Annotated in this window: 20 protein-coding genes; 10 read left to right on the top strand and 10 right to left on the bottom strand. The window is 71.9% G+C overall.

The window, feature by feature from the left end; genetic code table 11:
* Window positions 1–39: 39 nt before the first annotated feature.
* From ACTWJ8_RS38080 to ACTWJ8_RS38090, 3 genes are all read right to left on the bottom strand, one after another.
* Complete coding sequence (locus tag ACTWJ8_RS38080) at window positions 40–534, bottom strand: hypothetical protein (protein ID WP_443262016.1); 495 nt, start codon at window positions 532–534, stop codon at window positions 40–42.
* A 41-nt stretch (window positions 535–575) separates the two neighbouring features.
* Complete coding sequence (locus ACTWJ8_RS38085; protein WP_443262017.1) at window positions 576–1,514, bottom strand: hypothetical protein; 939 nt, start codon at window positions 1,512–1,514, stop codon at window positions 576–578.
* Window positions 1,515–1,613: 99 nt separating this feature from the next.
* On the bottom strand, window positions 1,614–2,600 hold the full coding sequence (locus tag ACTWJ8_RS38090) for a helix-turn-helix domain-containing protein (protein WP_443262018.1): 987 nt from the start codon (window positions 2,598–2,600) through the stop codon (window positions 1,614–1,616).
* A 198-nt stretch (window positions 2,601–2,798) separates the two neighbouring features.
* On the opposite strand from ACTWJ8_RS38090, the gene ACTWJ8_RS38095 reads away from it, so the two are divergent.
* From ACTWJ8_RS38095 to ACTWJ8_RS38105, 3 genes are all read left to right on the top strand, one after another.
* The gene (locus tag ACTWJ8_RS38095) at window positions 2,799–3,359 is read left to right on the top strand and encodes a TetR/AcrR family transcriptional regulator (RefSeq protein ID WP_443262019.1); all 561 of its coding nucleotides are present in this window, start codon (window positions 2,799–2,801) and stop codon (window positions 3,357–3,359) included.
* 249 nt (window positions 3,360–3,608) lie between these two features.
* Complete coding sequence (locus ACTWJ8_RS38100; RefSeq protein WP_356372355.1) at window positions 3,609–4,871, top strand: MFS transporter; 1,263 nt, start codon at window positions 3,609–3,611, stop codon at window positions 4,869–4,871.
* Between the two features lie 107 nt (window positions 4,872–4,978).
* Window positions 4,979–5,629, top strand: a complete 651-nt coding sequence (locus tag ACTWJ8_RS38105; protein WP_443262020.1) for a class I SAM-dependent methyltransferase — start codon at window positions 4,979–4,981, stop codon at window positions 5,627–5,629.
* On the opposite strand, the gene ACTWJ8_RS38110 is transcribed toward ACTWJ8_RS38105, so the two are convergent.
* Complete coding sequence (locus ACTWJ8_RS38110) at window positions 5,610–6,332, bottom strand: MerR family transcriptional regulator (RefSeq protein ID WP_356372351.1); 723 nt, start codon at window positions 6,330–6,332, stop codon at window positions 5,610–5,612. The two genes, ACTWJ8_RS38105 and ACTWJ8_RS38110, sit on opposite strands and share 20 nt — an antisense overlap.
* 65 nt (window positions 6,333–6,397) lie before the next feature.
* On the opposite strand from ACTWJ8_RS38110, the gene ACTWJ8_RS38115 reads away from it, so the two are divergent.
* Window positions 6,398–6,835 (top strand): DUF6194 family protein, encoded by a 438-nt coding sequence (locus ACTWJ8_RS38115; protein WP_356373825.1) that lies wholly within the window; start codon window positions 6,398–6,400, stop codon window positions 6,833–6,835.
* Between the two features lie 3 nt (window positions 6,836–6,838).
* On the opposite strand, the gene ACTWJ8_RS38120 is transcribed toward ACTWJ8_RS38115, so the two are convergent.
* From ACTWJ8_RS38120 to ACTWJ8_RS38135, 4 genes are all read right to left on the bottom strand, one after another.
* Window positions 6,839–7,444, bottom strand: a complete 606-nt coding sequence (locus ACTWJ8_RS38120) for a dihydrofolate reductase family protein (protein ID WP_443262021.1) — start codon at window positions 7,442–7,444, stop codon at window positions 6,839–6,841.
* An 87-nt stretch (window positions 7,445–7,531) separates the two neighbouring features.
* Window positions 7,532–8,674: an acyl-CoA dehydrogenase family protein gene (locus ACTWJ8_RS38125; RefSeq protein ID WP_443262022.1), complete on the bottom strand. Its 1,143-nt coding sequence runs from the start codon at window positions 8,672–8,674 to the stop codon at window positions 7,532–7,534.
* 58 nt (window positions 8,675–8,732) lie between these two features.
* A complete protein-coding gene (locus ACTWJ8_RS38130; protein ID WP_443262023.1) occupies window positions 8,733–9,362 on the bottom strand; it encodes a TetR/AcrR family transcriptional regulator in 630 nt (209 codons plus the stop codon).
* A 5-nt stretch (window positions 9,363–9,367) separates the two neighbouring features.
* On the bottom strand, window positions 9,368–11,215 hold the full coding sequence (locus ACTWJ8_RS38135; protein ID WP_443262024.1) for an AMP-dependent synthetase/ligase: 1,848 nt from the start codon (window positions 11,213–11,215) through the stop codon (window positions 9,368–9,370).
* A gap of 271 nt (window positions 11,216–11,486) precedes the next feature.
* Between ACTWJ8_RS38135 and ACTWJ8_RS38140 the strand changes: the two genes are divergently transcribed.
* The 6 genes from ACTWJ8_RS38140 to ACTWJ8_RS38165 all read left to right on the top strand — a co-directional run bounded on the left by ACTWJ8_RS38140 (window position 11,487) and on the right by ACTWJ8_RS38165 (window position 18,445).
* The gene (locus ACTWJ8_RS38140; protein ID WP_443262025.1) at window positions 11,487–11,699 is read left to right on the top strand and encodes a hypothetical protein; all 213 of its coding nucleotides are present in this window, start codon (window positions 11,487–11,489) and stop codon (window positions 11,697–11,699) included.
* A gap of 8 nt (window positions 11,700–11,707) precedes the next feature.
* Window positions 11,708–13,996: a molybdopterin cofactor-binding domain-containing protein gene (locus ACTWJ8_RS38145; protein WP_443262027.1), complete on the top strand. Its 2,289-nt coding sequence runs from the start codon at window positions 11,708–11,710 to the stop codon at window positions 13,994–13,996.
* A gap of 32 nt (window positions 13,997–14,028) precedes the next feature.
* Complete coding sequence (locus ACTWJ8_RS38150; protein WP_356372342.1) at window positions 14,029–14,505, top strand: (2Fe-2S)-binding protein; 477 nt, start codon at window positions 14,029–14,031, stop codon at window positions 14,503–14,505.
* Window positions 14,506–14,640: 135 nt separating this feature from the next.
* Window positions 14,641–16,437, top strand: a complete 1,797-nt coding sequence (locus tag ACTWJ8_RS38155) for an FAD-dependent oxidoreductase (protein WP_443262029.1) — start codon at window positions 14,641–14,643, stop codon at window positions 16,435–16,437.
* Window positions 16,437–17,492 carry a maleylacetate reductase gene (locus ACTWJ8_RS38160; RefSeq protein ID WP_443262031.1) on the top strand — a complete coding sequence of 352 codons (1,056 nt, stop codon included), beginning with the start codon at window positions 16,437–16,439 and terminating at the stop codon, window positions 17,490–17,492. Before ACTWJ8_RS38155 ends, ACTWJ8_RS38160 begins: the two co-directional genes overlap by 1 nt.
* Entirely contained in the window at window positions 17,489–18,445 is a 957-nt protein-coding gene (locus ACTWJ8_RS38165; protein ID WP_356372337.1) for an intradiol ring-cleavage dioxygenase, read from the top strand. The genes ACTWJ8_RS38160 and ACTWJ8_RS38165 overlap by 4 nt, the downstream gene beginning before the upstream one ends.
* Here the strand turns inward: ACTWJ8_RS38165 and ACTWJ8_RS38170 are convergent.
* Window positions 18,394–19,323, bottom strand: coding sequence for a helix-turn-helix domain-containing protein (locus tag ACTWJ8_RS38170; protein ID WP_443262033.1), 930 nt, complete (start codon window positions 19,321–19,323; stop codon window positions 18,394–18,396). The genes ACTWJ8_RS38165 and ACTWJ8_RS38170 overlap by 52 nt on opposite strands.
* Window positions 19,324–19,413: 90 nt before the next feature.
* Window positions 19,414–21,174 carry a glycoside hydrolase family 13 protein gene (locus ACTWJ8_RS38175; RefSeq protein ID WP_443262034.1) on the bottom strand — a complete coding sequence of 587 codons (1,761 nt, stop codon included), beginning with the start codon at window positions 21,172–21,174 and terminating at the stop codon, window positions 19,414–19,416.

Consider the following 21,174-nt stretch of genomic DNA (forward strand, 5'->3'; position numbering starts at 1 on the left):
GGTGACGCTGCCGGGCCGTGCGGGGAGGAACGGGCCGGGTCAGTCCATGAACGCGCCGTCGCACTTCCTGTTGTCGGCGGTCCACTTGTGGGACGAGATGGCGTTGTTCGCCTTCTTCCCGTTCGAGAAGCGGTCGTCGCCGGCGAGCCGGTCCGCGTACTTCTCGCCCTTGGTCAGGCAGATGTGGCCGCCCTTGTATCCGGAGTGCCGGTAGAAGACGACGGTGCTGTAGCTGCCGGTGCCCTTGTTGATCAGGGAGGTGGCCCGGTCGTTGTCGGAGCCGCGGAGCTGACCCCGGTTGTCGGCCCAGGACCACTCCTCGCCCCGGTCGACGCCCAACGGCTTCGTGCAGTTCCTGCCGTCGAACGCGGCCATGAGTCCGGGCGTCAGGCCGCGGTACTCGCGGTCGCAGTTGGCCGACCGGGAGTCGACGTCGGTGGGTGACGCGGAGTGCGCGGCAGCGGGCAGCGCCAGGCCGGTGCCGAGCAGTCCCGCGGCGGACAGGGCGACGAGGGTCTTGCGGAGTGCGGACATGGTGAACTCTCTTTCTGTGGTGGTGAATCGGACTCGGTGCATCACGTGTGGTCTCGTTCGGCCAGTACGTCCCTGGCCTTGGCCAGCGCCTCGCGCTGGAGCCGTGTCCGGGTCTCGAACGCCTCGCGGTAACGGCCCGCCGCGTACTCGGCGCGGTACGTCCGCTCCAAGGCCCGCGCGACGGCTCCGAGCCGGCTGTGGTGGGCGCACTCGGCCTCCGCGGTGGCCAGCCTGACCTCGACCGCGTGGGCGCGGCGGTCGCTCAGGCCGTGCGTCAGCCCGGGGACGCGCTCGTGCAACGTGGTGGGGTCGGCGAAGCGGTGGCCCTTGTCCCGCATGCACGAGGACCAGGCGTCGACGGCAGCCGTGAAGCGCTTGTTCCGCTTGATCCGGGGCTCGTACAGGGAGCCGATTCCGGCCACGGTCTTGTCCGCCGTGAACCACGTCCCGAGATCTCCGTACAGCGCCCGCAGGGCCTCGGCGTTGCAGCCGCCGGTAGCCATGCTGACGGTGCCGCCGCCGGGCGCGCGGGCCTCGACCGTCCCCGACTCGGGGCCGCCGAACAGGGCGTTGCTCCACCGGAGCCTGCCCTCCCGCGACAGCTTCCGGTAGTGCGCGATGTTGGGGTCCTTCTTCCGCGCCCGTTCCCTCTCGCGCTCAAGACCGCCCCCGTAGCCGTACGTGCGGGCCCAACGCTCGTCGTCGAGCACGTAGCCCGGGGTGCGGAGTTCGTCGGCCTTCAGCCGCTCCGCCACCCCGTACGGGAATCCCCGGTCCTTCATGCAGCGCTGTGTGAGCAGTTCCCGGGCGTGTGCCACTGTGGCCCGCTGGGCGTCGTCGAGTTCGGTGCGCGCGACCTGCTCGGTGCGGCGCTGCCGGGTGTCGTGGCTCTCGGCCGTCCGTGCGCAGCCCGTCACGGTGACGGCGAGTGCCGTGACCACCGCGACCAGGCCCGCTCCCGCGCTTCGCGTTCCCCGCATCTGCTACCTCCCCTTGCCCTGGGTTCTCAGGGTGTGGGGGAAGGGCCGCCCGGCGCGCCCTGGTTCGGCCGTGCCCGAAACAGCCCGGCGGGGGTGGGGTCAGCCCACCAGCACCCCGCTGAGCAGATGGCTGCCGAGTCGGGTCAGGCTGTGGTGCATGCGATGGCGTTCCCGGGTGCTGGCGACGAGGCCGGCGCGCCGCAGTACCGAGGCGTGTTCGCTCGCGGAGGACACCGAGACGCCCGCCAGCCGCGCCAACTCCGTCGTGGTGCACGGCTCTTGAAGCGCCTGGAGGACCGCGGCGCGCGTGTGTCCGAGCAGTGGCGCGAGCCTCGGCGCGGGCCCGACGGCCGCCTCCGGCTCCGGCATGCGGGCCGGATACACCAGCACGGGCCACAGGGCGGTGTCGAGGAGTGCCACCGGTGTGCGACGGCAGAAGTAGGACGGCACGAGGAGCAGGCCGCGCCCCTCCAGGTGGATGTCCCGCTCGGCGGGATAGTCGGCGACGAGCACCGGTGGCTCCCACCGCAGGATCGGGGCGAAGGTGCGCAGCATCTCCTCCGTGCCGAGCCGGCACTGCGCGCTCGTCCGGTGCCGACGGTCGGCCTCGACCCGTGCGGCGATCCGCGGCCAGCAGGGCGCGAGCACCGCGTCGTAATAGCGGCGCAGCGCCCGGCCGAGGCGGTGCACCGCCTCCAGATCGCCGACGGCCAGTGGCCGGGTCCACGCGGGCAGCCGGTCCTGCTCCGCCAACAGCGCCATCTCCGCCCGCAGTTGACTCCGTGGAGTCGACAGGACGGCGTCGATCCCGCATTCCAGACCGCCGAGCCCGGCGGCCGGTGTCAGGAAGTCCGGGAAGTAGCCGCGTGGCGGCATCAGCGGCGACAGCATCCGCAGCGCGCTCAGATCACCCGGGCGCTGCCGCCCGCGCCACGCGTCGAGGACGGACTCCCGGCGCGGCTCCCGGAGTTGATGCATGCTCAGCACGATCTCCCAGAGCGGGTCCGGTTCCTCGGCGATCCTGGTCCGGGTCAGATCCCCGGCACTGAAGTGAATACGCAGCACGGCTTCCCCCGAATCCGCCACGGCGTCGATGGTGCGCGCGCCCTCCGGGTGGTCGTCGAACCGGAGCCGGCGCGTCGTCCTGTGACCTATGCTGGGACCATAGTGGCGAGAACGGCCGTTCTCAAGCGGCGCGCGAGGCGCACCCGGCGCTCAAGGGGCGTACGGGAACGGTGAGTTCGCGTCCCGCCGGGTGGCCGAGCGCGAGGAGGGGACGGTCCGTTGGAGTCGGACGAGCTGCGGACACATGTGGTCGAGGTGGCGGACGACCTGTTCTACACCCACGGCGTCCACGCGGTGACCATGCACCGGATCCGTGACGAGGCGGGGGTGCCGCTGAAGCGGCTCTACCGGATGTTTCCCTCCAAGGACCTGCTCCTCGCGGCCTGCCTCGACCGGCGCGACCGACTGGCCCGCACGGCGATCGGCGAGCGGATCGCCACGCTCGACGACCCCCTCGCCAAGCTCCTCGGCCCCTTCGACTTCCTCGACGACTGGTTCCGGCTGCCCGGCTTCCACGGCTGCGTGTTCGCGGGCGCCTTCGGCGAGGTGGGTGCCGCCGCGCCGATCGTCGTGACCGCCGTGCAGACGCACAAGCTGGCCCTGCGCGCGCTCTTCACGGACCTCGCACGGGACGCGGACGTACGGGACGAGGTCGCGGTGGGCGCCCAGCTCGCGGTCCTCTTCGACGGGGCGATGGCTGTCGCGACCTTCACCGGTGACACCGACGCGGCGCTGCACGCGCGCAGGGCCGCGCGGGCGGTGGTGCGTGCGGCGGGATGACGCCCCGTCCATCTGCCGGACCGGTGGCGCGGGCACTCGGTGGTGTGTGAAAGAATTTCACCCTGCCGGTGCGAGCACGGTCCCTCTGGAGACCGTCGACGCCACCATCTCCTCTTCCGTTCTCCGGATACCGCGACCGTTCCACCTCGTCGCGCCGTGTCCGGACGTTCGCATGAGCGGGTGGGGCAGGACGCCCGCCTCGGCGCCTGCCCAGTCCATCCCCGCGACGGAACGACGGAACCACGCCACATGACACAACTGGACGAGACGGTCGCGACCCCGGGTGGCACCGCTTCCGCCGACGGCGGTGACAAGCCCAGCCGGTACGCCAAGAAGGCGGTGTTCGCCTCCTCGCTCGGCTACGCCATGGACGGCTTCGACCTGCTGATCCTGAGCTTCGCCCTCTCGGCCATCTCCGCCGACCTGGGCCTGGACAAGACGCAGAGCGGCTCGCTCGCCACCATCACCCTCATCGGCGCGGTCGTCGGCGGACTCGGCTTCGGGATGCTCGCCGACCGGATCGGTCGTGTGAAGGTCCTCACGTACTCGGTGATCTTCTTCGCCGTCTTCACGGGACTCTCCGCGCTCGCCACCTCGTACGGGGAGCTGTCCGCGTTCCGGTTCCTCGCGGGCGTCGGCATCGGCGGCGAGTTCGGCATCGGCATGACGCTCGCCGCGGAGGCCTGGCCGAGCAGGAAGCGGGCGCGCGCCACCTCGCTCGTCGCGCTCGGCTTCCAGGCCGGTGTGCTGGCCGCCGCGCTGATCTCGGCGCCGGTCCTCGCCGCGTGGGGCTGGCAGGGGCTGTTCCTGATCGGAGCCGTGCCCGCGGTCGTCGCCATCGCGCTGCGCTCCCGACTGCACGAGCCCGAGCACTTCACCCGCACCCGCGACGACGGCACCGGCCTCTCCACGCTCGCCTCCCTGAAACTGCTGGTCAAGGACGGCCCCACGACCCGCGCCAGCCTCGGCGTGCTGGTCCTGACCTCGGTCCAGAACTTCGGCTACTACGGCATCATGACGTGGCTGCCCACCTATCTCAGCGAACGGTTCGGGTACAGCCTCACCAAGTCCTCCGGCTGGACCGCCGTCACCGTCGTCGGCATGGCCGCCGGCATTCTCCTCTTCGGCGAACTCGCCGACCGGCTCGGCCGCCGCAGGACGTTCTGGCTCTTCCAGGTCGGCGCGGCCGTCTCCGTCCTCGCGTACAGCCAGCTCGTCTCGCCGTGGGCGCTGCTCGTCGGCGGCGCCGTGATGGGCCTCTTCGCGAACGGCATGACCGGCGGCTACGGCGCGCTGATGGCCGAGCTGTACCCGACGCGGGTGCGGGCCACCGCGCAGAACACCCTGTTCAACATCGGGCGCGCGGTCGGCGGCTTCGCGCCCGTCGTCGTGGCGCTGTGCGCGGACCGGTGGGGCTTCGCCGTCGCCATCGGCCTGCTGTCCGCGATCTACGTCGCCGACATCCTCGCCATGTTCGTCATCCCCGAGCGCAAGGGCGAGCGCCTGGACTGAGGGCCCGAGGTCACGAGCACGCCGCGCGGCGTGCTCGCCTTCGGCGCGGACGGGTCGCATGCTGGACCCGGACATCCGCGCCGAAGGAGCCGAAGGTGAGGCCCGCCGTGACCACTCGCGAAGAGGACCCGCGCAGCAGCGAGGACCAGCGCGCACAGAGGATCTGGGCCCGCGAGGCACCCCGCTACGACCTCTGGATGCGCCGCTTCGACCGCCACATGCTCCGCGACGGGCGGGCCCGGCTGTGCGCGCCCGCCCACGGCCGGGTCCTGGAGGTCGCTGTCGGCACGGGCCTCAACCTGCCGCACTACCCGAAGGACGCCGAGCTGACCGGGACCGACCTCTCCCCGGACATGCTGGCCCGCGCCCGGGTGCGCGCCGCGGACCTCGGCATCGAGGCCACGTTCACGGAGGCGTCGGCGACCCGGCTGCCGTTCCCCGACCACTCCTTCGACACGGTCGTGTGCGCGCTCGCGCTGTGCTGCATCCCGGACGACCGGGCCGCCGTCGAGGAGATGCGCCGCGTGCTGGTGCCGGGCGGCGCGCTGCTCCTGATCGACCACGTCATCAGCCACAAGTTCCCCGTCCGCATGGTGCAGCGCGCCCTCGAGCCGCTGATGGTGAGGTTCGCCGACGACCACCAGCTGCGCAGGCCGCTGCATCTCGTGACCGACGCCGGGTTCACCGTCGTCGAGCGCGAGCGCTACAGCCTCGGTGTGATCGAGCGGATCGTGGCGCTCAAGCCGGGCCCGGAGTGAGGGCGTCGAGCACGGCCGCCAGGTCCGCGCCCGCGCGCAGCAGCGCCACGGAGCGCCCGGCGAGCAGTTCGAGCCGCTCGTCGAGCACCCGCCGCGCCCTGGCCGCGCCGTCTCCGGGCCCCAGCGCCGCCACGATCTCGCGCACCGCAGGAATGCCGTACCCGCCGCCGCGCAGCGCCGCGACGATCCTGGCCGTGCCGATCGCCGACGCGTCGTAGCGGCGGGCCCGCAGCGACGTCACGCGCTCCGGAGCGAGCAGGCCCTCGCGCTCCCAGAACCGCAGCGTCGAGGCGCGCACGCCGAGCGCCGCGGCGAGCTCGGTGATGGTCATGGCGTCGTCGGGCGCATCGGCGCCGGCCCCCTCCGCCTCGATCACCCGCAGCGCCCGCTGGGCCCGCAGCACCTCGTCCCGCTCCCGCGCGAGCCCGGCGTGCACCGCGTCGACCGCGGCGGCGGCCTCGGCGACGCCCCGCGTCCACAGCTCCGTCATCAGCTGCCGCGCGGCCACGGGACCTGCCGCCCGTGCGAGCCCTTGGTAGGCGCCGAGCGCGCGCACGTGCAGCGGCGCGTACACCCGGTACCCGTTGGCCGCCCGCTCGGCCGGCGGGAGCACCCGGAGCCGCTCCAGGTCCCGCACCTGCTGTACCGAGCAGCCCGCTTCCCGGGCCACGTCGACCGTCCGCAGCGCACCCTCGTCGGCCACCGTTCCACCTCAACCCCACACAAGCACTTCAAGCCCATGCTTGAACCATGAGTGCGAACACGAGTATGGAACAGATCATCACGACCGTGCGCGGCTTCGACGGTGCGCTCGTCCTCGCGCCGGGGCCGGGCAGCGACGTCCCCGAGATCGCCTGGGGCGACGCGTTCTTCTACTACGCCCCCGACGGCGAGGTCCCGCGCACCGGACAGCCGTACGCCACGATCGTCACGAAGAACTACCCCGGCGACGAACTGTCCGCCCTGGAGACCCCCGGCCGCTTCCGCGTCAACATCCAGGCCGACCGGGACACCTGCCGGCGGCTGACGCCCGAGCCCCCGCACGACCACACGGCCGCGGACACCCTGCTGCCGCACCCGGTCCACGGCGACCAGCACTGGCTCTGCGTCGTGAACCCGGGGCCCCGTACACACGACACGGTCCTGCGCCTGTTGCGCGCGGCTCACGAGGCGGCCCGCGGCCGGTACGAGCGCCGCCGCGGGTGACCCTCAGTACGCGTCGTACGTCGGCCGGCCGTTCGGGCGGTAGACGCCCACGACCGTGCCGCCCTTCGTCGTCGTGACGCTCACCGGCTCCAGGGCCGTGGGGACCGCCCCGTCGGCGAAGAGGCGCTTGCCGGTGCCGATGATGACCGGGTGGATGGTCAGGCGGTACTCGTCGACCAGGTCCTCGCGCATCAGCGTCTGGGCGAGGTCACCGCTGCCCACGACGTTGATGTCACCGCCGTCGGTCTGCTTCAGGCGGCGCACCGCGTCGGCGACGTCGCCCTCCAGCAGCGTCGAGTTCTGCCAGTCGAGCGACGTCAGGGTCCGCGACGCCACGTACTTGCGCATGCCGTTCATCCGCTCCGTGAACGGATTGCCCGGATCGGCGGTCGGCCAGTACCCGGCGAAGATGTCGTACGTCTTGCGGCCCAGGAGCATCGCGTCGGCCGGCTCGTACCAGCTCGCGATGGCCGCGCCGACCTCGTCGTCGTCCGTCGGTTTCTGCCAGCCGCCGTGCTCGAAGCCGCTCTCCTGGTCCTCGTCCGGGCCGCCCGGCGCCTGCATCACGCCGTCCAGGGTCAGGAACGTGCAAACGATGATCTTCCGCATGGTGTGCTCCCTCGTCTCGTCGACAGGTAGACCGCGCCGCCGCCGCGAACTCATCGGCGACGGCGCGCCCAGGGAGCGCGGCCGGGACTAGAGCCCGTAGGTCCTGCCGATGATGTCCCGCTGGATCTCGCTCGTGCCGCCGTACACCGTCGACACCACCGTGGACCGCAGCAGGGCCTCCATCCCGTACTCGGTGGCGTAGCCGTAGCCGCCCATCATCTGCATGCCCTCCAGCGTGATGTGCTTCGCCAGCTCCGTGCACTTCAGCTTCGCCATCGAGGCCTCGCGCGGGAACACCTTGCCCGGCTCCGTGTCGATGGTGGCCGCCACGTCGTCCAGGAGCAGCTGCGCGCACTCCAGCTCCGTCGCCATGTCCGCGATCCGGTGCTTGAGCGCCTGGAAGGAGCCGATCGGCCGGCCGAACTGCTCGCGCTGACGGACGTACGCCAACGTGTCGTCGAAGGCCCGGCGCGCCACGCCCAGCATCATCGCTGCGAGGATCATCCGCTCCAGGTTCAGGCCGGCCATCAGCTGCTTCCACGCCTGCCCCGGCGTGCCCACCACCGCCGAATCGGGCACGAAGCAGTCCGTGAAGTAGAGGTCGTTGACCTCCTTGCCGCCCATGGTGTCGATGCCCCGGATCGTCAGCCCCTCGGCGTCCGTCGGCACCATGAACTGCGTCAGACCCTCGTGCTTCGACGACCCCTGTTCGGTACGGGCGATGAGCAGGATGTGGTCCGCGAAGTGGGCGTTGGAACACCATGTCTTCTGCCCGTTGACCAGATAGCCGCCCGAGGTGCGCTCGGCCCGGCAGGCGAGCGCGCCCACGTCGGAGCCCGCGCCCGGCTCGGACATCGACACCGACTCGACCCGGCCGTTCACCACCCCTTCGAGGACCGTCCGCTTCTGCTCCTCGGTGCCGAACTTCTCGTACGCCGCCGCCGTGATGATCGTCGTGCCGAATCCGCTGATGGGGGCCCGGCCGTACGAGGTCTCCTGGAGGAAGAGGGAGAGGTCCACCATGCCGCGGCCCGCGCCGCCGTACTCCTCGGGGACCGCGATGCCGAGCCAGCCGAGCTTCGCCATCTTCTCGTACAGCCGCTGGTTGTGATGCTCCGTGCCGTTGGCCGTCAGCTTGTCGCGCTGTTCCTTCGTGCCGCACTCGCGGTGGCAGAAGTCGGCGATGGCGTCGACCAGGTCGCGGCGCTCGTCGGACAGGACTCGGGGCATGGCGGATCGTCTCCTCGGTCGTCAAAGGGGTGTGCGGTGGCGCGGGCGGCGCGGCGGGTCAGGCGTCGCGGACCGCGGGGAACACCGTGTGCAGCAGGTGGAGCACCGTGCGGGTGAGGAACACGTGCAGGTCGTCGCGGGTGAGGGTGTCGCGCTCCAGCCACTCCCGTGACGCGGACTTGAGCATGGCGCTGTGGGCGCGGATCATCGCGCGGAGCTTGTCCCGGCCCGCGTCCTCGGCGATGTCCGTCATCATGGCGGCTTCCAGGATCCGGTCGGTGGCGATCTCGTCGGCCTCCAGCATGATCCGGTCGATCTCGGGGTCGCCGAGCGAGTCCATGCCGATGGCCGCGAGCCACATGTCCCGGTTCCGCTCGACGACCTCCAGCCAGCGGTCGACGCACACCCCGAGGCGTTCCTCGGCCGTGGTGCGCGGCAGCCGCTGCGACACCGAGGCCGGGATCACCATCATCTGCCGCACCACTTCCAGGTACAGCCGGCGCTTGTCGCCGAAGTAGTGGTTGACCAGGGCCCGGGCCACGCCCGCCTCCGCCGCGATGTCCGAGATGGACACCGAGGCGTAGCCGGTGGAACCGAAGCGCCTGCGGGCCACGGCGAGGATCTCGGCGCGGCGGGCGTCCGGTTCCATGCGGCGGCGCCGGGTGGTGGCCTGGGCCTTGGCTGCCATGGCGGTTACTCCTTGTCCCCGTCCGCGGGGGCGGCCGGCTCGTACATCGACTCGATGGTCGCCGCGTGCAGATCGTCGATGGCGCGGCGGCGCAGGCTCAGCTTGGGTGTCAGCTCGCCGGTCTCCGCGGTCCAGGGGCCCGCGAGGACCCGGTACCGCTTGATCTGCTCCACCCGGGACAGCACCGCGTTGGTCTCCTCGACGGCGGTGTCGATCGCCGCCAACACCCGGGCGTCGGTGGCGAGTTCGTCGAGGTCGGTCGTGGTGACACCGTTCGCCCGCGCCCAGTGCGGGGCCGCCTCCTCGTCGAGGACGAGCAGCGCGGTGAGATGGCGGCGCCGGTCGCCGATCGCCACGGCCTGCCCGATGAGCGGGTGGGCGCGCAGCAGGGATTCGATCTTCGTCGGGGCGATGTTCTTGCCGCCCGCGGTGATGATGATCTCCTTCTTGCGGTCCGTGATCCGCACGATGCCGCGCGCGTCGACGGTGCCGACGTCACCGGTGGGCAGCCAGCCCTCGGCGTCCGTCCCGGAGGCCACCTCGCCGTTCTCCTGCAGGTACCCGGAGAAGACCACGGGCCCGCGGACGAACAGCTCGCCGTCGGCCTCCTCCTTGACCTCGATGCCGGGCCCCGGGCGGCCGACCGAGCCGAGGGCGAACACCTCGGGTGTGCTGACGGTGGCCGCGCCCGTCGTCTCGCTCAGCCCCCACACCTCGTACACCGGAAGCCCGACGCTCGCCAAGAACTCCAGGACGGCCGTGGGGATCGGAGCGGCGCCGCTGAACGCCCGCAGGCAGTCGTCGAATCCGATGGCGGCGCGCAGCGGGCGCAGGACGGCCTCGTCCACCGTCCGCACCTGCTCGGCGAGTTCGGCCGGTACGTCCTCGCCCGCCGAACGCAGCCGGAAGACCTCCAGGGCGGTCTTCCGCGCCTGGGCGAGCGCCGTCGCCTGCTCGTCGGGGAGCGCCGCGAGCCGGGAGCGCAGCCCCGTCGCGAGCTTCTCCCACACGCGCGGCACACCGAAGAAGCCGTGCGGGCGCACCTGTTGGAGCGCGGGCAGGAGCTGGTCGGGGGAGGGGCAGACGGTGACATGGCCCGCGCTGCAGATCGGCATGTAGATGCCGAGGACCCGCTCCGCGATGTGCGCCATCGGCAGATACGCCACCGAGCGCGGATGCGGCGGGAGCGGCACCAACTGCTCCTGCATCACCGACTCGTGGATGACATTGCGGTGCGAGAGCACCACACCCTTCGGGTCACCGGTGGTGCCCGAGGTGTAGACGAGCGCGAGCGGCTGGTCCGTGGTCGCCGCGTTCGTGAGCGACTCGAAGGCCTCGTCGTCGGGCGGCAGGGCGCCCCGCACCGCCGCGTAGCTCACGAAGCGCGGGTCGTCGGCGGGGGCCGCCGACCAGTCGAGGACGACGACCGCCTTCAGGCTCGGCAGGTCGTCCAGCACCGGGGCCCACCGCCGCACCTGCTCCTCGCCCTCCAGGACCAGCACGGTGGCCGCGCTGTGCCGCGCGATGACACCGATCTGCTCGGTGCTCAGGGTGTCGTACGTGCTGCACGACAGCGCCCCGATGTGCGCGGCGGCCAGGTCGGTGACCCAGTGCTCCGCCCGCTTCGCCATGGCGATCAGCAGGCGCTCGCCCCTGCCGAGCCCGAGCTGGGCGAGGCCCCGGGTCAGCGCGGCGACCTCGGTGCGCAACTGACTCCAGGTCAGGGTGTCCGCGTCGGGCCCGATCCCGGTGGTGAGGGCGGGCCGGTCGCCGAACTCCTCGGCGTTGCGGCGCAGCAGCGTGGTGATGGTCAGCCCGTCGACGGACTGGTGCAGCGGCTCTTTCGGCGTCACGGCGGCTCCCGGGAACGTACGGCGTGGGACGTGCGGGGTGGGGCGGACTGTACGTGAGCGGTGCCCACCGTGGACCGTTGTTGGCGCTGTGTCAATAACTCGCGCCGACGTGGCCGTGCTCTTTGCGTCTGAACGGGGTCGGCGGCATGTGGGCGCACCCCCCGTCACGGCGTGCACCGAGCATCTTCCGTTTTCCCATCAGGAGTTGGCCCCGACCCGCCCCCTGATCAGCACGTTCCCCCGGTATACGCTGGGCGGCCGGGTCGGGGACATGATCGGCCTGTCCGAGGAACCGGTCCTCGAACCCCTTGTGGCGGGCGCCTGGCCATTGCCAGTTGCCTTCCGTGAAGGGATCATTCCGGTGCCCGGGGTGCCGGCGGTCATGTGGACGTTGGAGGGGGCGATCCGTCGGTTCGTGCTCCTGTTCCTGGCCGAGGGGCAGCCGAACGCCATCAATCTTCCGGATACCGACCGGCCGGAGTGAGAGGGAGCATGCGCAGACGACAGTTGCTCGGTTACGTACTGGCGGCGCCGACGCTGGTGGCCGCCGCCGAACTCGCCCCCGCGAGGGAGGCGGCGGCAGCGGGCGCCGCGGACGCGGAGGGGGACGGCGGACTGCCGTCCCTCGACATCACGGAGGTCGTCGACCTCAACGACGCCCTGACCCTGGCCGCCGCCCCGACCTCCGCGCTCATCACCGTCCAGGTGAACAAGGACGGCACCGTGTCGTTCGCGCTGCCGCGCGCCGAGGTCGGACAGGGCATCACCACGTCGACGGCGATGCTGATCGCCGAGGAGCTGGACGTCCCGCTCGACCGGGTGCACGTCACGCTCGCCGATGCCCGCCCCGAACTCCTCTTCAACCAGCTGACCGGCGCATCCAACACGACCATCGCCACGTACACCCCGGTGCGGGTCGCGGCGGCGATCGCGCGCGGCAGGCTCCTTGAGGCAGCCGCCGTCGAACTCGGCACGGTCGTCCACGAGTTGGAGATCAAGGCGGGCGTCGTGCTGAGTTCGCTCGGCAAGAGCATCGGCATCGGCGACCTCGCGGAGAAGGCCGCCTCGGACACGACGCAGAAGGCCGTCACCCGGCTCAAGTCCGCCGACCGGTTCAGCGTCATCGGCACCGCGCAGAGCCGCATCGACGCCCGCGACGCCGTCACGGGACGCAAGAAGTTCGCCATGGACCTCGACGTCCCGGACGCGCTGCCCACGATGGTGTGCCGGCCGCCCACCATCAACGGCAAGGTCGCGTCGGTCGCCAACCTCGACACGGTGCGCGCCATGCCCGGTGTCACCGACGTCGCCACGGTGTCCACGGGCGTCGCCGTGCGGGCCCGCACCTTCGGCCAGTGCATCGACGCCGTGCGCGCACTGGAGGTGTCCTGGAAGGGCGGCACCGCCGAGGGCAAGTCCGACGACGATGTCCTCAAGGAGCTGAAGGCGGCCGAACTCCCCATGGGACTCCCGCCGCTGACCCGCAGCGTGGAGGCGAGCTTCACCTTCCACTTCCGCGGCAACAGCGCCCTGGAGCCCAACTGCGCCATCGCCGACGTCCGTTCCGGCAAGGCGGAGATCTGGGCGGGCCTCAAGTCGCCGATCGTTGCGCGGCAGACCATCGCGGCCCGCCTCGGCCTCCCGGTCGGCGCGGTCACCGTGCATGTCGCGCAGAGCGGCGGGTCCTTCGGCCGCAAGCTGTTCTTCGACGCCGCCCTCGAAGCGGCCGAGGTGTCCCAGAAGATGGGCAAGCCCGTCCGGCTCATGTGGCACCGCGCCGACGACGCCCGCCAGGGCCGCGTCCACCCCATGGCCACCTCCCGGGTGCGTGTCGCCTACGCGGGGGACAAGGTACTCAGCTACAAGCAGCGGCACACCGGCGTCGCCACCGACCTCGGTCACGGCTTCGGCGAGGCGCTCACCGCCGTCGCCGCGAAGCTCCCCGTCGGCGACATCGGCTTCTCCGAGACCTTCTTCCAGCTGTCGCAGTCCATGCCGTACGCGTTCGGGGCCTACAGCCGGCTCCTCAACGAGACGGACAAGGGCTTCAACACCGGCAGCATGCGCAACGTCTACTCGCCCGACGTGACCTGCGCCCGCGAGCTCATCGTGGACCGGCTCGCCGAGAAGATGGGCAAGGACCCCGTCGCGTTCCGCCGCGACTTCCTCCACCACGACCGGGCCCGCGCCGTCCTCGACAAGGTCGCGGAGGCGGGCCAGTGGGGGAGGAGCCTGCCGGAAGGCGTCGCGCAGGGCGTCGCCGTGCACACCGAGTACCACTCCGCCAACGCGGTCCTCGTCGAGATCGACTGCCGCCCCGAGACGGTGAACCGGCCGATCCGCGACGGCGTCGCGGGACCCCGGGTCACCAAGGCGGTGTGCGCGGTCGACGTCGGGCTCGCGGTCAACCCCCGCGGCCTCGAGGCCCAGATGATGGGCTGCCTCATGGACGGCATCGCGCAGACCCTGACGTCGAGCCTGCACCTCAAGGACGGCCACTTCCTCGAGGCGAGCTGGGACAACTACTTCTACACGAGGCAGTGGAACACCCCGCCCGAACTCGACGTCATCGTCATGCCCAACACCAGCGAACGACCGGGAGGTGCGGGCGAGTTGGGTGTCGCGGCATCGATGGCCGCGGTGGCGTGCGCGTACGGAAGGGCGACCGGCACCATGCCGACGACCTTCCCCATCAACCACGGCACGCTCTCCTTCACGCCCAAGCCGACCGTCCCGCCGGTGCCGCAGTCGCCGACCGACGGCCTCGACCACGCCATCTGACCCACCGACGATTCAGGGAGACAGGAATCCCCGTGCCCAAACACACTTTTCGCGTCAACGGCGAGCAGGTGACGGTCGACGTAGAGGACGACGTGCGCCTGCTGTGGGTGCTGCGCGACATCCTGGGCGTCACCGGGCCGAAGTACGGCTGCGGCATCAACGTCTGCAAGGCGTGCACCAGCCACCTCAACGGCAAGGCCGTCAACCCCTGCTCCATCCCCGTCAAGGCGCTGTCGTCGGACGACGAGGTGACGACCATCGAGGGCCTCGCCGACACCGTCGACGCCGATCTGCACCCGATGCAGCAGGCCTGGCTCGACCAGGACGTCGCCCAGTGCGGCTACTGCCAGCCCGGCCAGATCATGGCCGCCGTCGCCGTCGTCCGCCGCGCCAAGGAGGAGGGCCGCGCCATCACCGACGCCGACCTCGACGGCATCAGGAACGTGTGCCGCTGCGGCACGTACTTCCGTATCCGGGAGGCCGTCAAGGAGGGCGCCAAGGGCATGTGAGCCCCCGGCCTTTCGTGGATCCGCCATGAGTTGGCGGGCCCGCCCACTTCGGAGCCGACTGTTCCGCGGCGGGCGGGCAAGGGCCGAGACTGACGGCTCCGACACCGACGCCGGATCCACGAAAGGCCCCCCACCATGCCCGCATTCAGCGATGGGACACCGGAGACCGAGCCGCCCGCAGGCGCGACCGTCACCACCGACGTCGTGATCGTCGGCTCGGGACCCGCCGGGGCCGGCGCCGCCCTCCTCCTGGCGACGCTCGGCGTCGAAACCCTCATGATCACGAAGTACCGGTGGACGGCGAACACACCCCGCGCGCACATCACCAACCAGCGGACGATGGAGGTCTTCCGCGACCTCGGCATCGAGGACCAGGTGCTCGCCGACGCCACCGAGCACGCCCTCGTCGGCGACACCGTGTTCTGCACCAGCATCGCGGGCGAGGAGATCGGCCGGATCCGCACCTGGGGCACCCGCCCCGACCGCGAGGGCGACTACCGGCTCGCCTCGCCCTGCCTCACCGTCGACATCCCGCAGACGTACCTCGAACCCATCCTGGTGCGGAACGCCACCGAACGCGGCGCGCACACCCGCTTCTCCACCGAGTACCTCTCCCACACCCAGGACGCCGACGGTGTCACCGTGCGCGTCCTCGACCGGCTCACCGGGCACCCGTACGACATCCGGGCGAAGTACCTGATCGGCGCCGACGGCGCCCGCTCCCAGGTCGCCGCCGACATCGGCCTGCCCTTCGAGGGCGCGATGGACATCGCCGGGTCGATGAACATCACCTTCAAGGCCGACATTGCCCGGTACGTCGAGCACCGCCCCTCCGTCCTCTACTGGGTGATCCAGCCCGGCTCGAACGTCGGTGGCATCGGCGCCGGACTCGTCCGCATGGTCCGCCCCTGGAACGAGTGGCTCATCGTGTGGGGCTACGACATCGCCGAGGAACCCCCGGTCGTCGACGAGGCCGCCGCCGTACAGATCGTCCGCAACCTCCTCGGCATCCCCGACCTGGACGTCGAGATCACCGGCACCAGCCTGTGGGGCAACAACGAGATGTACGCGACCCGCCTGCACCAAGGGCGTGTGTTCTGCGCGGGCGACGCCGTCCACCGGCACCCGCCGAGCAACGGCCTCGGCTCGAACACCTCGGTCCAGGACTCCTACAACCTCGCCTGGAAACTCGCCGCCGTCCTCAAGGGCCACGCCGACCCCGCGCTCCTCGACACCTACACCACCGAACGCGCGCCGGTCGCCGAGCGGATCGTCAAGCGGGCCAACAGGTCGAGCCGCGAATTCGTCGACATCTTCAAGGCACTCGGCGTGCTCGACGCCGCCACCGAGGCCGAGATGGCCGCCGCCATCGAGGAGCGCAAGGACAACACCCCGGCGGGCGCCGCCAAACGGGCCGCCCTCGTGCGCGCCATGGAACTCAAGAACTACGAGTTCAACGCGCACGGCGTCGAACTCGGCCAGCACTACACCTCCGCCGCGATCGTCCCCGACGGCGCACCACCCGCCCCGGCCCGCGACGCCGACCTCTACTACGAGATGTCGACCGTCCCCGGCGCCCACCTCCCGCACGCCTGGGTCGGCGACAGCGACCACCGCCACGCGCTCATGGACCTCGCGCCGTACGACCGCTGGACCCTGCTCACCGGCATCGCGGGCGAGGCATGGGAGCAGGCCGCCGACAAGGTCTCCGCCGAACTCGGCCTGCCCCTGGCCACCGTCGTCATCGGGCCGGGCCGCGAGGTCACCGACCTGTACTACGACTGGGCGCGGTTGCGCGAGATCGACGAGAGCGGTGTGCTGCTGGTGCGCCCCGACAAACACATCGCCTGGCGGTCCACCGGACTGCCCGACGACCCGGCTCGGGAACTGCGCCGCGCGCTGGCGTCCGTCCTGGGAAGGAACGAGCACTGATGCACTTCGTCCACGAGACCCTCCCGCAGACCGTGCGGTTCGCCCCCGGCGCGGCGGCCGAGCACGTCGGCGCCGCGGTCGACCGGCTCGGCGGCGCACGGGTCATGGTGATCGCGTCCCCCTCGGCGAAGGAACCCGCCGAACGCCTCACCGCGGGCCTCCCCGTCGTGGTCCGCCACGACGACGTCACCATGCACGTCCCCGTCGAGACGGCGCGCCGCGCGCGAGCCGTGGCCGCCGAGCACGACGTCGACGTCCTCGTCTGCGTGGGTGGAGGCTCCGCCACCGGCCTCGCCAAGGCCGTCGCCCTGACCTCGGGCCTCCCGGTCGTCGCCGTCCCCACCACGTACGCGGGCTCCGAGGCCACCCCCGTCTGGGGCCTCACCGAGGGCTCCGTGAAGACCACCGGCACCGACCCCAAGGCCCTCCCGCACACCGTCGTCTACGACGCGACGCTGACGCTCGGCCTGCCCGTCGACCTCAGCGTCGCCTCGGGACTGAACGCCCTCGCCCATTGCGTGGACTCCCTGTGGGCCCCACGGACCGACCCGGTCGACCAGGCGCTCGCCGTCGAGGGCGCGCGGGCGCTGTGCGCGGGCCTGCCACGCGTCGTCGCCCAGCCGGACGGCATCGAGGGCCGGGAGCAGACGCTCTACGGGGCGTACCTGTCCGCCGTGGCGTTCGCGTCCGCGGGATCCGGGCTCCACCACAAGATCTGCCACGTCCTCGGCGGCCGGTTCGACCTCCCGCACGCCCAGACCCATGCCGTCGTCCTCCCGCACGTCCTCGCCTTCAACGGACCCGCGGCGCCGGACGCCGAACGCCGGCTCGCCACCGCCTTCGACGCCCCGACCGCGAACGAGGGCCTGGCCCGGCTGCGCGCCCGGCTCGACGCCCCGCGCAGCCTCCGGGACCTCGGCATGCCGCACGAGGGCATCCCGGACGCCGTCGAGGCCGTCCTCGCCGCCGCCCCGCCCGACAACCCGCGGCCCGTCACGCCGGACGGCATCACGGCGCTGATCGAGGCCGCCTGGGAAGGAGCAGACCCCCGATGACCCGCACACCGAATCCGTCCGCCGACATCCCCGCCGAGCAGCGGGAACGCGAGGCCGACGTCGTCCGCCAGGTGCTGCGCTCCTTCGACGACTGCGTCGACCCCCGGCTGCGGGAGATCCTCCGGTCGCTGACCGGACACCTCCACGCGTTCGTCCGCGAGGTGCGCCTCACCGAGGACGAGTGGTCCGCCGGAATCGACTTCCTGACCCGGGCGGGACACATCACCGACGAACGCCGCCAGGAGTTCATCCTGCTCTCCGACGTCCTCGGGCTCTCCATGCAGACGGTCGCCGTCAACAACGAGGCGTACGCCGACGCCACCGAAGCCACCGTCTTCGGACCGTTCTTCGCCGAGAACAGCCCGGAGATCGAGCAGGGCGGCGACCTCTCCTTCGGCGCCGCGGGGGAGCCGTGCTGGGTGGAGGGCACCGTCACCGACACCGAGGGCAAACCGGTCGGCGGAGCGCGCATCGAGGTGTGGGAGGCCGACGAGGACGGCTTCTACGACACGCAGTACGGCGACGACCGCGTCGCGGCACGCGGCCACCTGTTCTCCGACTCCCAGGGGCGCTACCGGTTCTGGGGCCTCACCCCGACCCCGTACCCCATCCCGCACGACGGGCCCGTCGGCGGCCTGCTCGCGGCCGCGGGGCGGTCCCCGATGCGGGCCTCGCACCTGCACTTCATGGTGACCGCGCCGGGGCTGCGCACCCTCGTGACCCACATCTTCGTCCGCGGCGACGAACTGCTGGGCAGCGACGCGGTGTTCGGCGTCAAGGAGTCCCTCGTCAAGGACTTCGTCCCGCAGCCGGCCGGCACCCCGACGCCCGACGGCCGCGACCTGGGCGAGCGGCCGTGGTCCCGCGTCCGCTTCGACATCAGGCTGGCGCCCGACGGCGATCAGCGGGCTGCGCGGGCCTCGCGGAGCACGTCGGAGGCCCGCACCCCGTAGCGCTCCTTGAAGCGGTGGGAGAAGTGCGCGGCGGAGCCGAAACCGCAGCGGGCGGCGGTCTCGGCGACCGTCGCGGCCCCGCCCGCCGACAGCGCGGCGTGCGCCGACTCCAGCCTGCGGCCCAGGAGATATTGCGGAACGCTCGTGCCGCCCGCGGCGAACACCCGCGACAGATGCCGCTCGCTGATCCCGACACCCCGGGCGATGCGCGGCGCGGACAGGCCCGGCTCGTTCAGGTGCCGGTCGATGTACACCTTGGCCATCGCCAGATGCACGGAGGCGAGCGCGGGCGGACGGCCCGTCACCAGACTGCCCAGCAGCCCCAACAAGGTCTGCTCGTCGACGGTGTCGGACCGCCCCGGCCGCAGCGCCCGGCGGGCCATCCGGGCGAATGTCCGCGCCGCGACGCAGCCGTCGTCGACGTCGAACACCAGCGGCTTCGCCAGGACGGCCGGGCCGCCGACCTCCCGCCACACCGCACGCGGCACCTTGACCACCAGCTCCTCGAGCCCCTTCGAGAAGCCCCGGACGAACGGCCGGTCCGCGTCGCACACGATCAACTGCCCGGTGCGCAGCAGGTGCACGCCGTCGTCGTGGTAGAAGAACGCGTCGTCCGCCAGGTTCAGATAGCAGGCCACCGCGTCGGACGGCATCCGCCGGATCTCCGCCGCCGACCGCTCCACGACGTGCGCGCTCCCGATGACCCGCGCGACGTGCACGTTCGGCAGCTGGAGGTTGATCTCGGTGGCGTCGAGCCGGGTCTCGCCGAGGGAGCGGCACCGAAGCCCGATGAGGGCCCGCGCGTTGTGCCGCTCCCACAGGTCGACGTGCTGCGCCTCGGGAAGGCCCAGCGTGCTGAAGCTCACGGGTCGCGTCATGTCCCGGGCCCTCCCGATCCCTGGGTGCCGCACGCCTTTGTTGCGTGCTCAACAGCCCAGGTTAGTGGCCCGCGCGTCCGCCGGAACCCGTCAGGCCCCGGCCTCCGACCCGCCGCCGTCCGTGCGCAGCCACACCGCAGTGTCCGCCGGCAGCAGACCGTCCTCCGTGAGCGGGCCGCTCGCCAACAGGATCTCGCCGGGCGGCAGATGGGCGGGCGGCCCGTCGACGTTCACCACGCACTCCCAGCCGTCCGGCCGGGTGAAGTGCAGCAGCTGCTCGGCCTCGCCCATCCCCGCCTCGCCCGTGTCCGCCACACCCTCGGCGGCGTCCGCGGCGGGCAGGCCCCACTTGCGGCGGGGCTCGCCCAGCGTCTCGCTGCCGGGCGCCCCGGGCCGCAGCAGCTCGCGGCGCAGCCGCAGCGCCGTCCGGTAGAAGGCGAGATGCGAGTCGGGGTCCCGCTCCTGGGCCGCCACCGACAGGGCGCCGAAGCCCTCCGGCTGCGGCAGCCAGCCCGCCGCGTCCCCGAACCCGTACGACGGTCCCTCCTGCTCCCACGGCAGCGGCACCCGGCAGCCGTCCCTGCCCTTGCGCAGGCCGCCCGACTGTCCGTACACCGGGTCCTGGAGGTCGTCGACGCGCAGATCGGCCACCTCGGGGAGGCCCAGCTCCTCGCCCTGGTAGATGTACGCGGAGCCGGGCAGGGCCAGCATCAGCATCGTCGCGGCGCGGGCGCGGCGCAGACCGAGGGCGAGGTCGGGCGCGGGCTCCCGCCCGTCCGAGCGCAGCCACGCCTCCAGGTCGGTGCCGACCGGGAGTCCGAGCCGGGACGCGTGCCGCACCACGTCGTGGTTGGACAGCACCCACGTCGCCGTCGCACCCACCGAAGCCGCCGCCTGAAGGGACTCCTCGATCACCTTCGCCAGGTCCGGGGTACGCCAAGGAGCCTGCAGGAACTCGAAGTTGAACGCCTGGTGCAGCTCGTCGGGCCGGGTGTAGAGGACCCGCCGCGAATTGGTCACCCACGCCTCGGCCACCGCGACGCGCGGCGGGCTGTAGGAGTCGAGGACCGTGCGCCAGTCCCGGTAGATCTCGTGCACCTCGTCGCGGTCCCAGTACGGGTGGGTACCCGGCGGCATGTCGTCGTGGATGCCCTTGTACTGGGGGCGGCCGATGTCCGCCAGCGGCCCGGCGAGATCCTTGGCGCAGCCGTGCGCCACGTCGATGCGGAAGCCGTCGACGCCCCGGTCCGACCAGAACCGCAGGGTCTCCCGGAAATCGGCCCGCACCTCCTCGTGCTCCCAGTTCAGGTCCGGTTGCTCGGGCGCGAACAGGTGCAGGTACCACTGTCCGTCGGGCACCTGCTTCCACGCGTTCCCGGAGAAGCTGGCCTCCCAGTCCGTGGGCGGCAGCGAGCCGTCGGGGCCGCTGCCGTCACGGAACACATAGCGGTCCCGGGCCGGCGAGCCCGGCGGCGACGCCAGCGCCTCCTGGAACCAGACGTGCTGGTCGGAGGTGTGATTGGGGACGATGTCGACGAACACCTTCAGGCCGAGGCGGTGCGCCTCGGCGACCATGGCGTCGAAGTCGTCGAGGGTGCCGAGCCGCGGGTCGACGTCCCGGTAGTCGGCGACGTCGTAACCGCCGTCCTTCAGCTCCGACGGATAGAACGGGCTCAGCCAGATCGCGTCGACACCGAGGTCGGCGAGATGGTCCAGGCGGCGGGTGATGCCGACGAGGTCGCCGATGCCGTCCCCGTTCGCGTCGGCGAAGCTGCGCGGATAGATCTGGTAGACGACGGCCTGACGCCACCAGTCGGCGTCCTGCGGGGAGTTGTCGATGTGCTCGCTCAT

The organism is Streptomyces sp. SDT5-1 (genome assembly GCF_052245995.1).
GTDB lineage: Bacteria > Actinomycetota > Actinomycetes > Streptomycetales > Streptomycetaceae > Streptomyces.